Genomic DNA, 11254 nt, shown 5'->3' with positions numbered 1-11254 from the left:
GGCCCGGGATGAGCACTATCAGACCAGGTCAACCCATCCTGACCAGCACAAACCACGATGAAACAACCCCATTGGGGCGCTTGGGTCAGGAACCCGGCTTGCTCGCCGCCGGGGAGAGCGGCTTGGCGCCGTTCCCGTTCGCCGGCTTGGTCGCCGGGCCGTTCGAGTTGGCCGGCTTCGGCGCCGGCTTGGGCGCCTGAGCGGCCGGCTTCGAGGCCGCCGGCTTGGGAGCCGAGGCCGGGATCGACGGCTGGACCACCGGCACCACCGGGGCCGACGGTGTCGTCGCGGAGTCCGAGTCGCCGCCCACCAGCTTCGACGCCTGCGGGATCACCGCCTCCTCCGGCAGCGTCGCCAGCTGCGTCTCGCTGCGGTTGAGGATGTCCTCCGCCATCGCCAGGCTCTTGCGCGCCTGCTCGCGGATCTCGGCCAGGCGCTCGACCTTGCGGTTCGCCGCCGTCGTGCGCTGGGCCGCCTGGGTGGTCGCCTCGTCGAGGCGGCGCCGGGCCTCCGCCGTGGCCTCGTCGAGCCGCCGCTTGGCCTCCGCCGTCGCCTCCGCGAGCCGGCGCTCGGCCTGGTTCTTGCTCGCCGTGCGCTGGTCGGCGACGTGCTTCTCGAGCGCCGCTTTCTGGGCCGCCAGCGACGCCTCGAACTCGCGCTCGATCTTCCGCCGCTTCCGCTCCGCCTCGTTGTCCAGCAGCTCGCGCCGCTGGGCCGCCTCGACGGTCAGCCGCTGCACCTCGGCGCGCGTCTCGGCGAGCGCGTTCTCGTGCTCCGAGTGCAGCAGGTCGGCCTGCTTGTCCAGCTCCGCGACCAGCTTCGTGTACCGCTCACGCAGCTTCGTCGACGCCTCGGTCGAGCCCGCCCACGTCTTCTCCGCGGCGGCCTCGGCGCGCTTGATGATCTCGTCCGCGCGGGCCTGCGCGAGCGTGACCGTCCGCTGCATCCGCTCGTCGAGGTCCTCGAGCCGCTCCGGCGGCTTCTTCAGCTCCTCGATGCGCGCTTCGAGCGCCGCCACCTGCGACCGGACCGTCTCGGCCTCGCGGGTCGCGGCGGCGGCCTGCGCCACGGCGGCGTCGCGCTCGCTGAGCACGCGGCGCAGCTGCGCCTCGACGTGGTCCAGGTACTGCCGGACCTCGTTGCGGTCGAAGCCGTGCCAAGCCTGGGTGTACTCGCGGCGAAGGGGGAGGAGGCCGTTGAGGGCGGTTGCGGCGGGGTCGCGCTCAGGAACCATGCGCCCGACCGTACCCGGGGACCGTCCGCTTCCGCCGTCCGGCTTAACGAATCACCAACACGTGTCGCCGTGTCGCCGGAACGGCCTCACCCCGGAAACCCTCGGTTACCAGTGGAACCCGCGCGAAAGCCGGGCCAGCGCCATCGCCGCGCGCGAGAGGTGTTTCTCGCCACGCCCGATCTTGAGTTCGCCCGAACCGCCCGCCGCGGTCGAATCCGGGAAGATCCGGAAACCCTGGTACGCGATGGCGTCGGTGAGTCCCGGCGTGAGCGTGTAGGCCAGCCCGATCGCCTGCCCGGCCGGGGTGCCGATGTGCTTCGGCCGCTCGACCAGCGCCTTCATCACCATGTCCGCGGCCTGCTCCGGCGACTTCGTCGGGAACGCGTCGTAGATCTTCGTCGGGCGGATCATCGGCGTGCGCACCAGCGGCATGTGGATGGTCGTGAACGTGATCCCGTCGCCGTGCGTCTCGGTCGCCGCGATCCGCGAGAAGTAGTCCAGCGCCGCCTTCGACGCCGCGTACGCCGAGAAGCGCGGTGCGATGCCCTGGACGCCGATCGACGACACGTTCACGATGTGCCCGAACTTCCGCTCCGACATGTGCGGCAGCACCGCGAGGATCAGCCGCACCGCGCCGAAGTAGTTGATCGCCATCGCGCGCTCGTAGTCGTGCATCCGGTCGTACGACAGCTTGATCGACCGGCGGATCGACCGGCCGGCGTTGTTGACCAGCATGTCGATCCGGCCGTGCTCGGCCAGCATCGCGTCGACGGCCTTGTGCACCGAGTCCTCGTCGGTGAGGTCGGCCGGGTAGACCGACGCGGTGCCGCCGGCGGCGACGATCTCGTCGCGGACCTCTTCCAGCTCGTGCTGGCGGCGCGCGACGAGCAGCGGGACCCCGCCCGCGGCCGCGACCTTCAGCGCCGTCGCGCGCCCGATGCCCGACGACGCGCCGGTGATGATCACGCGGCGGCCGTCCAGTTCGCCGCGCGGGCCGTGCTTGCGCGCGCGGAACGGGTCGAGGTGCTCGCGCCAGTAGCGCCACAGCGTCGGCGCGTACTCCTCCAGCCGCGGCACCTCGACGGTGCCGGCCAGGGCCTTGCGCGTCTCGGCCGAGGAGAACACCGACGGGAACGCCATCGTCTCCAGCAGCACCGGCGGGATGCCGAAGCGCTCCATGACGGCGTCGCGGGCGATGGTGACGCCGGGGATGTGCTCGGTCAGCTTGACCAGCCCGACGATCCGCTTCGACAGGCCTTCACCGAGTTGCGCGGTGATCGTCGGCGCGCCCGCGGCCTTCGCGAAGGCGTTGTAGACCGAGACGACCGGCTGTGGCTCGGGGTTGACCAGGTGGAACGCGTGGCCGTCGAGCCCGGGCTTGACGACCAGCTCCAGCAGCGCCTTGGCGACGTAGTCGACCGGCACGATGTTGGTGTCGCCGAGGTCCGGCCCGACGAGCGGCAGCACGTCCGGCAGCCCGGCGAGCCGGTTGATCGCGGGGAAGAGGTAGTACGGGCCGTCGATCTTGTCCATTTCGCCGGTCTCGGAGTGGCCGACGACGACGGCGGGCCGGTACACGCGCCACGCCACCTTGTCCTGCTCGCGGACGATCTTCTCGGCCTCGAACTTGGTCCGGTGGTACGGCGTGACGAGCCGCTGCCCGGCGTCGAACATCTCCTCGGTGAAAACGCCTTCGTGGTCGCCCGCGACGGCCACCGAGGAGACGTGGTGCAGGCAGCCGGCGCGCAGGTCGGCGGCGAGGTCGACGACGGCGCGCGTGCCGTCCACATTGGCCTTGACGCTGGCTTCGTCGTCGGCGGTGAGGTCGTAGAGCGCGGCCAGGTGGACGACGTGGTCGACGCTGCCGCGCAGCTGCTCGCGATCCGCTTCGGACACGCCGAGCAGCGGCTCGCCGAGGTCGCCGGTGACGAGCGTGACGCGGTCGGAGTGCGGCCACTGGTCGACCAGCGCGGCCAGCTTGGCCTTGCTCGACGCGCGGACCAGCAGCGCGACGCGGTCGTCGTCGGGGCGGGAGAGCAGCAGCCGGGTGAACTGGCGCCCGATCAGTCCGGTCGCCCCGGTCACCAAGAACGTCGCCATCGTCTTCACACCTCTCACCGCCGTCGCCTGACCCTGGGCATTCTGCTGCATACGGCCGTCAGTGACCACCTTGCGGCGACGTGAAGTTACTCACGGGTAACTTATGCCGGGTCCGCGACGACGACGCGGTTCTCCTCGTAGCCGTCCGAGCCGCCGACCCAGCGGCCGCCGCACGTCACGAGCACGACGCGGTGCGGGCCGGACTGGCCGAACAGGTCGTCGGCGCGCGCGGGCAGGTCGTCCTTGTGCACCGTGACCAGCTGGGAGATCCGGTAGCGCCAGGTCTGGCCCGCACTGTCCACAATGGTCACTTCGCCGCCGATCCGCGCGGACCACAGCTCGGCGAACGGGCCGGTGGCGCCCCGCCAGTTGACGTGCCCGGCGAAGACGCTCGCCCCGCCGGCGGCGTTCAGTTCGGCGCCCCACCAGGTCGCTTGGCGGAGGTCGGTGGGGACGGGGAGTTCGCCGCCGGGGCCGAGGTCCTTGCGGACCAGGGAGGCGGTGCCGCCGGAGGGGAGCCGGACGGTGCCGGGTTGCTGCGGGGGTGGCGGCGGTGGGGCGGACGCCTGTGCGGCAGGGGCCGCGGGAGCGGTGCTGGTGGTCGCCGGCGCGGGCGGCGGTGGCGCGGGCGTGGCCGGACGGGCCGCCGGCGCGGCGGCACCGGCGGCGGGCAGCGCGGTCCCGGCGACGACGGCCACCGGCGGCGAGGCGATCACGGTGCCACCGAACTGGACGGCGAGGACGGTGGCCGCGCCGAACGCGAAGCCGACGAGCAGCCGGCCGCGCTGGGGTTTCCGCGGTGTCCACTCGCCGCCGGGATCTGGTTCGCCCCAGCCGGCCCAGGTGTCGTCCGCGGACCAGCCGGGGGCGTCCCGGTTGGTCATCGGCGGGGCCGCGCTGGGCCGGTACAGCGTCCCGTCGTCGTCCGCCGACCAGCCTTCTCCCTTGGTGCGTGCCATCTCGCCTACCTGCGCGAGGCCCGCCGCGCGGCGAAGGCGGCCAGTCCGGCGCCCAGCAGCACCAGCACGCCGAGCCCGGCCAGGCCCGGCACCGAGTAGCTCGTCTCGACCGCGCCTCGCGCTTGCGCGACCGGCGCGTCACCCGCCGGGATCGCGCGTGGCACCTCGTTCGGCTTGTTCACCACGGTCAACACCAACGTCTCGCCCGGCTTGACCGTCCCGCACGCCGACGGCGGGTTCTTCGGGTCGTACGCGTTCGTGTAACCCGGCGGCGGGCTCGCCTCGACGACGCAGATCTCCTGCGGCGCGCGCAAGCCGTCGACCGTCACGCCGCCCGTCGCCCCGTCCGTCGTGACCACCGCCGGCTTGCCGTCGGCGCCGGTGAGCGGCTTGCCGTCCTGGCCGAGCGCCGCCGTCGCCTTGTCCTTGCCCGTGATCCGCAGGACCGCGCCGCCGACGCCCTTGCCCGTGTTCGCGTCCGTCTTGGCCACCTGGACCTTGCCCGGCTTCGCGACGCTGACCACGCCCTGCGCGGTCAGCTCCTGCTCGCCGCCGGTCGAGACGACGCGCTGCTTGTCCGTGTCGACCGGCACCCGCACGTACGGCCGGTCGGCCGGCGCGGACAGCGACGCCACCAGCTTCGGCTGCTCGCCGGCCGGGGTCAGCTTCACCTTCACGGTCCCGTCCGCGCCCGTGTCGAGGGTGACGTCCTTCGCGGCGGCCTGCGGGCTCGCGTTCCCCGCGGCGGGCTCCCCGCCGAGGGTCGCGGCGGACGCCACCAGCTTCACCGGGACGCCGGGAACGCCCTTGCCCTTGGCGTTCTTCACCGTGACCGTCCACTCGGCGGGCTCGCCGGGGTACTGCGGGTCCTTCGGCGTGGTCACCGACGCCGTCCACGGGCCGCGGTTGGCCTCGGCCTCGGTCCGCAGCCGCTCGACGGCCGCCACGGCGTCCGGGTGCTCCGCCAGCTGCCGCAGGTGGAACGGCGCGTCGTAGCCGATCTTGTCGTAGGTCAGCGCCGGGTCGAGGTCGGCGGGCGTGCGCGGGGCCGCCGTCCAGGAGTGCAGCAGGTGCGCGAGCGCGGCGGCCTCGTCCGGCTTCTTCGTGTCGCCGTAGCGCAGGAGCAGGTACGAGATGTTCGCCGCCTGGTCCGCCGGGAGCTTCGTGCCCCACTTCGTCAGCAGCTCGTCGCCCGGCCGGTACTTCTCGTCGGAGTCCGGCGCCTTGAGCTGGAAGCTGACGCAGAAGACCTGCTGCCCGCCGACGACGTAGGAGCCCAGCCAGTTGCCGGTCGCCGGAAGCGGTTTCATCGGCTGCGGTTCCGCGGTGCGGTAGCCGATGCCCTCCTGCTTCGCGGCGTGGGCTACCGGGGCCGCGACCGTCACGGAGAGCGCGCCCAGCAGGGCCGCGGCGACCAGGCCGGTGAGTGCGCGGACGCCCGCGCGGGGACGTGTCGACCACCTCATGGTGTGCAGGCTCCTTCGTCGGACGCGGTGGCGGTGCCGCCGCGTCTCCGCAGGTCACGTGATTGATCAAGTCCCCGACGCGCGCACGGTGAGCAACCGGGCACGCCAGGTGAGGGTCACTCGTCAGGGGTTGAGGTGTCTACCGCTCTTCGGGTGGCTGTCGCCGAACGGTCGTGATCTCCGTCGCATACGGTGTCCACCGAGGCCAGGGGCCCGCCGTCGAGTAAAGTCGTCTTTACTCGACGGGAACCGCTCGCTCCCGGCGGTCGTTGAACCCGATGCAGCGTCGATCCACGAAGCAGCAGATCCAGGAGGATCAGGTGCGTTCCAGTAGCAACCCGGCGTTCCGCAACCTGCCGCACGGCGGAACGCAGACTTACGGCCAGTACGGGCCCCCGGTGGGCTTCAACCAGCCCCAGGGCGGCGTGCCCGGGTACGGCCCCGGGCAAACCCGGTCCGGTGAGGGCGACCGCCCGATGACGGTCGACGACGTCGTCGTCAAGACCGGCATGAGCCTGGGCGTCGCGCTGCTCGCCGGCATCGTCACCGGCATCTGGGCCCAGAGCCAGCTCGCCGAGACCGGCAGGCTGTCGGGCGCCCTGATCGGCGCCATGCTCGGCGGCCTCGTCGTCGGGCTCGTCATCTCCCTCGTGATCATCTTCCGGCAGAAGCCGAGCGGCCCGCTGACGCTGGTCTACTCGGCGGCCGAAGGGCTCTTCCTCGGCGCGCTCAGCGGCGTGTTCGAGGTCGTCTACCCGGGCATCGCGCTGCAGGCGATCATCGGCACCGCGGGTGTCTTCATCGGCATGCTGGTCGTCTACAAGACCGGCGCGGTCAAGGTGACGCCGAAGCTGACCAAGTGGATCGTCGGGGCCGTCGTCGGCGTCGCGATCCTGATGCTGTTCAACCTGATCAGCTCGCTGATCTTCGGCTTCAACCCGCTGCGCGACGGCGGCCCGCTCGCCATCGTGTTCAGCATCGTCTGCATCGGCATCGCGGCGTTCAGCTTCCTGCTCGACTTCGACCAGGCCGACCGGATGATCCGCGAGGGCATGCCGTCGAAGTGGGCCTGGTACACCGCGTTCGGCCTGATGACGACGCTCGTGTGGCTGTACCTGGAGATCCTGCGGCTGCTGTCGTACCTCCGCGAGTAACCTGGCTCACTGTTCCGCAATGGAGGCGCTCCGTAATCAACGGGGCGCCTTCTTTGTGGGTAATTCGTGCATTCGGAGACCCCGTTGCGGCCCGCGCTCACCCTGCGTGTTGGATGTGCCGGTCGGTTCTTCATTTCACATGTGTGAGGTGCACAGTGAGCGTTCCCCCTCCGGCCCCCGGGGGCCAGCAGCCGGTGGGTCAGCCCGATCCCTATGGGCCGCCTCCGGGCGGTCAGCCGCAGCAGTACGGCCAGCAGGGCCAGTTCGGCGCCGCGCCGGGCACTCCGCCGCAGGGCCAGCCCGGCCAGTACGGCCCGCCGCCGGGCCAGTACCCGCCGCCGCCCGGCCAGCCCGGCCAGTTCCAGGGTGGCCAGTTCCCGCCCGCGCCGCCGGTGCCGAAGAAGTCGAAGACCGGCACGATCATCAAGTTCGGCGTCATCGGCGTCGTCGTGATCGTCGCCGTGATCGTCGGGATCGTGTCGTTCAACAGCTCGCCGGCCAGCTCCAACGTCGGTGACTGCCTGTCGATCACCGAGTTCACCCGGGGCGGCGACGACCCGGCGAAGGCCGACTGCGGCGACCCGAAGGCCAACGTCAAGATCGCCGCGAAGCTCGACAAGGCGAGCGACGACTGCCCCGGCGGCTCCGACGCCGGCTACGACACCTACTCGGTCAGCGGCCGCAGCTCGTACAAGCTGTGCCTGATGATCAACGCGAAGCAGGGCGACTGCCTGGCGAACTTCTCGTCGCAGACCAAGGGCTACCAGAAGGTCTCGTGCACCGACCCGACCAAGGACGCCGAGCTCGTGAAGGTCGTCGAAGGCCAGGCGAGCGAGAGCGTCTGCGAGGGCACCGAAGCCACCCGCGTCGCGATCTACCCGCAGCCGGCGACGACGATGTGCGTCAAGACGAACTAGCTGCCGGCTCGTCGAAAGGCCTCCTCGCGTGCTTCGCGAGGAGGCCTTCTTCGCGTTCAGGGGTACCCGGATTGCTCCGTTCGTCCCACAGTGTGCGACGGGCTGCGACGAAGCGATCACCGGACCTAACGTTGATCGTCCTGCTCCGCCCACCCAAGCCTGGAGTACTGGTGGCGACGACCGAATCCCCTGCCGGTGAAAAGAAGTTCCTCGAATTCCCCACGTCCTGCGCCGCGCCCGTTCCCCAGCCGGAGGAACCCGTCCGCGTGGTCCCGCTCGCCGTCGCGGGCGTCCTCGCGGCCGGCCTGACCTGGTACGTCTGGGCGAGCCAGGGCGCCAAGTTCGGCGTCCTGCTCCTGCTCGGCCTGGGCCTCGGGCTCGCGTTGTTCCACTCGCGGTTCGGCTTCACGTCGGCGTGGCGGCAGCTGATCGCCGTCGGCAACGGCCAGGGCCTGCGCGCCCACACGCTCCTGCTCGGCACCGCCGCGACGCTGATCGCGCTGATCGCGGGCACCGGCGCCGGGCTGTTCGGCAGCAAGCCGGCGCCGACGGCCAGCCCGCTCGGGCTCGCCCTCTTCGTCGGCGCGACGCTCTTCGCGATCGGCATGCAGCTCGGCGGCGCGTGCGCGTCCGGCACGCTCTTCGCGGTCGGGTCCGGCCAGTCGACGATCGTGCTGACGCTCGGCGGGTTCATCACCGGATCCGTGCTCTACACCTGGGCGTACCCGCTGCTCAACGGCTGGCCCGCCTTCCCCGGCGTGCTGCTGGCCGACCACGTCGGCTGGTTCGGCTCGTGGGCGATCACGATCGCCGTGCTCGCCGGGATCGTGCTGGTCACCCGCGCGGTGCAGCGCCGCCGCACGCCGCCGCCGGTGGACGTCGTGCCGACCGCGCACGGCTTCGCGCGGGTCTTCCGCGGCTCGTGGCCGGTCCTCGTCGGCGCGGTCGTGCTGGGCGTGCTGGCCGGCGCGGTGTTCCTGGTGTCCGGCGGGATCTGGGGCGTCACGAGCGCGTTCTCCTTGTGGGGCGCCAAGATCCTGCAGGTGTTCGGGCTGCACCCGGAGTCGTGGGAGTTCTGGCGGCAGAAGGCCAACGCGACGTCGCTGGCCGGCCCGATCTGGAAGGACAAGAACAGCCTGACCGACATCGGGATCATGATCGGCGCGGCGGTGGCCGCGGCGGCCGCGGGCGCGTGGAAGATCCACAGCTCGATCCCGTGGCGCACCGCGGTGGCCGCGATCCTCGGCGGCGTCCTGATGGGCATCGGCGCGCGGATGGCGGGCGGCTGCAACATCGGCGCCTACCTCGGCGGCATCTCGACCGGCAGCCTGCACGGCTGGCTGTGGGGCGTGTTCGCGCTCGGCGGCACGTGGGTGGGGCTGAAGCTGCGGCCGCTGTTCGGGCTGGCGAACCCCGTGCCGACCGACAGCATCTGCTGAGGCGTTTTTTGTCGGAGGCCCCCGGTATCGTCGCGGACGAATCGACGAAACTGGGGGAAATCTCCTTATGGTTACGCAAAGAACCGGCTCGGCGCCGAACGGTGACGCGCTCGACGCCGGGGTGCTCAAGGTGGCGTCCGTGGTCGTCCTCGGCGCCATCATGGCGATCCTGGACACCACGGTCGTCAACGTCGCGCTGCAGAAGCTGACGATCGAGTTCTCGACGTCGTTCGACGTCATCCAATGGGTCGCCACCGGCTACCTGCTGGCGCTCGCGACCGTCATCCCGGTCACCGGCTGGGCGTCCGACCGCTTCGGCACCAAGCGGCTCTACATGGTCGCGATCGTGCTGTTCCTGGCGGGCTCGATGCTCGCGGGCGCGGCCTGGAACATCGAAACGCTGATCATCTTCCGCGTCCTGCAGGGCTTCGGCGGCGGCATGCTGATGCCGTGCGGCATGACGATCCTGACCCGCACGGCCGGCCCGCAGCGGCTCGGCCGGGTGATGGCGGTGCTGGGCGTGCCGATGCTGCTCGGCCCGATCGGCGGCCCGATCCTCGGCGGCTGGCTGGTCGACGCGGTGAGCTGGCGCTGGATCTTCTTCATCAACGTCCCGATCGGCGTCATCACGCTGCTGCTCGCGTGGCGGCTGCTGCCGAAGGACGAGCCCGAGGCGGCTTCGCGGTTCGACTTCCTGGGCATGCTGATGGTGTCGCCGGGGCTGGCGGCGCTGATCTTCGGCGTCTCGAAGATCCCGTCGGCGGGCGGGGTCGGCGCGGTCGAGGTGTGGCTGCCGGCGCTGGCCGGGCTGGCGCTGCTGGTGGCGTTCGTGCTGCGCGCGCTGCGCGTGCCGAACCCGCTGGTGGACCTGCGGCTGTTCAAGAACCGGTCGTTCACGGTGGCGATGGTGACGATGTCGCTGTTCTTCGTCGCGTTCCTCGGCGGGATGATGCTGCTGCCGACGTACTTCCTGCTGGTGCGCGGTGAGACGACGCTGCACGCCGGGCTGCTGCTGGCCCCGCAGGGCTTCGGGGCGATGATCATGATGCCGATCACCGGCAGGCTGGCGGACAAGGTCGGGGCGCGCAAGATCGTGCTGCCGGGCATGGTGCTGATCGTCGGCGCGATGGCGGTGCTGACCCAGGTCACGGCGACGACGCCGTACTGGACGCTGCTGTCGGCGCTGTTCGTGATGGGCCTGGGCATGGGCTGCACGATGATGCCGATCACGACGTCGGCCCTGCAGACGCTGCAGCCGAAGGACATGGCCCGCGCCTCGACGGCGACGAACATCGTCCAGCAGACGGCGGGCGCGATCGGTTCGGCGGTGATGGCGACGATCCTGGCGGCGCTGCTGGCGGGCAAGTTCGGCGTCCCGACGGCCCAGGGCCAGCTGGCGGCGACGGCGGCGATCCTGAACCCGTCGACGCATTCGGCGGCGACGGGGCTGGCGGCAGAGGCGTTCTCGACGACGTTCGTGTGGTCGCTGGTGCTGGTGGTGCTGTGCGTGATCCCGGCGCTGTTCCTGCCGAAGAACCGCCCGGTCGCCCCGGCCCCCTCGGAAGACGGCGACGAGGTGACCCCGCCGGTGATGGTCCACTGAACCGAGCTCACCCCGGGACGCCCGGGCGTCCCGGGGTGAGGCGGACTAGCGATTCTGCCGCTTCGTCGGTTTCGGCGCGTCCTCGCCGGAGTCCCCGCCTCCGCGGGGGCGCCGCAGGACGAGGTCCGCGACGACGATCAGGATGATCATTGTCGCGACGAGGACGGTGATCGCGTAGATGACCGGCGCGGGGACACCGGTGACGACGCACGCGAGCACCACGATCAGGGCCAGCACGATGACCCCGGTCGGGCCGTGGGCGACCACGGCGGCGAAGAACGCCTGCCATCTCTGGCCAGGGGGTTTATCCTTCACGGTGTTCGATCCTTTCGAGGTTGGACACTGGTGCGCCGCCGTTCTGCTTTGGCCGGCCGGCGGCGGC

At 71.3% G+C, this 11254-nt stretch carries 9 protein-coding genes; 4 read left to right on the top strand and 5 right to left on the bottom strand.

All coding sequences use genetic code 11. The features are described from left to right. Positions 1-85 precede the first annotated feature (85 nt). The 4 genes from ABFJ78_RS44590 to ABFJ78_RS44575 form a co-directional block, all read right to left on the bottom strand. Positions 86-1234, bottom strand: coding sequence for a cell division protein DivIVA (locus ABFJ78_RS44590; protein WP_436393490.1), 1149 nt, complete (start codon positions 1232-1234; stop codon positions 86-88). Between the two features lie 105 nt (positions 1235-1339). Continuing rightward, on the bottom strand, positions 1340-3334 hold the full coding sequence (locus ABFJ78_RS44585; protein ID WP_436393489.1) for an SDR family oxidoreductase: 1995 nt from the start codon (positions 3332-3334) through the stop codon (positions 1340-1342). 101 nt (positions 3335-3435) lie between these two features. Then, entirely contained in the window at positions 3436-4218 is a 783-nt protein-coding gene (locus tag ABFJ78_RS44580) for a class F sortase (RefSeq protein ID WP_436393497.1), read from the bottom strand. Positions 4219-4298: 80 nt separating this feature from the next. Continuing rightward, entirely contained in the window at positions 4299-5759 is a 1461-nt protein-coding gene (locus tag ABFJ78_RS44575; RefSeq protein ID WP_436393488.1) for an MSCRAMM family protein, read from the bottom strand. A gap of 320 nt (positions 5760-6079) precedes the next feature. Between ABFJ78_RS44575 and ABFJ78_RS44570 the strand changes: the two genes are divergently transcribed. The 4 genes from ABFJ78_RS44570 (at position 6080) to ABFJ78_RS44555 (ending at position 10872) form a co-directional block, all read left to right on the top strand. Continuing rightward, complete coding sequence (locus ABFJ78_RS44570) at positions 6080-6913, top strand: Bax inhibitor-1/YccA family protein (RefSeq protein WP_436393487.1); 834 nt, start codon at positions 6080-6082, stop codon at positions 6911-6913. Positions 6914-7107: 194 nt separating this feature from the next. Then, positions 7108-7830, top strand: coding sequence for an LppU/SCO3897 family protein (locus ABFJ78_RS44565; protein WP_436393496.1), 723 nt, complete (start codon positions 7108-7110; stop codon positions 7828-7830). Between the two features lie 170 nt (positions 7831-8000). After that, positions 8001-9269 (top strand): YeeE/YedE family protein, encoded by a 1269-nt coding sequence (locus ABFJ78_RS44560; protein WP_436393486.1) that lies wholly within the window; start codon positions 8001-8003, stop codon positions 9267-9269. A 67-nt stretch (positions 9270-9336) separates the two neighbouring features. Further along, on the top strand, positions 9337-10872 hold the full coding sequence (locus ABFJ78_RS44555) for a DHA2 family efflux MFS transporter permease subunit (RefSeq protein ID WP_436393485.1): 1536 nt from the start codon (positions 9337-9339) through the stop codon (positions 10870-10872). Between the two features lie 45 nt (positions 10873-10917). Here the strand turns inward: ABFJ78_RS44555 and ABFJ78_RS44550 are convergent, their stop codons facing one another. Then, positions 10918-11187 (bottom strand): hypothetical protein, encoded by a 270-nt coding sequence (locus ABFJ78_RS44550; protein ID WP_436393484.1) that lies wholly within the window; start codon positions 11185-11187, stop codon positions 10918-10920. Positions 11188-11254 lie beyond the last annotated feature (67 nt).

It is taken from the genome of Amycolatopsis sp. MEPSY49 (genome assembly GCF_051337345.1).
Lineage (GTDB): Bacteria > Actinomycetota > Actinomycetes > Mycobacteriales > Pseudonocardiaceae > Amycolatopsis.
This window is presented reverse-complemented; position numbering and strand designations above follow the sequence as displayed.

Bases quoted from the DNA above. Each gene is read 5' to 3' on its own strand.
- ABFJ78_RS44585 (WP_436393489.1), bottom strand. From the start codon at position 3,334: ATGGCGACGTTCTTGGTGACCGGGGCGACCGGACTGATCGGGCGCCAG.
- ABFJ78_RS44590 (WP_436393490.1), bottom strand. From the start codon at position 1,234: ATGGTTCCTGAGCGCGACCCCGCCGCAACCGCCCTCAACGGCCTCCTC.
- ABFJ78_RS44555 (WP_436393485.1), top strand. From the start codon at position 9,337: ATGGTTACGCAAAGAACCGGCTCGGCGCCGAACGGTGACGCGCTCGAC.
- ABFJ78_RS44575 (WP_436393488.1), bottom strand. From the start codon at position 5,759: ATGAGGTGGTCGACACGTCCCCGCGCGGGCGTCCGCGCACTCACCGGC.
- ABFJ78_RS44580 (WP_436393497.1), bottom strand. From the start codon at position 4,218: ATGACCAACCGGGACGCCCCCGGCTGGTCCGCGGACGACACCTGGGCC.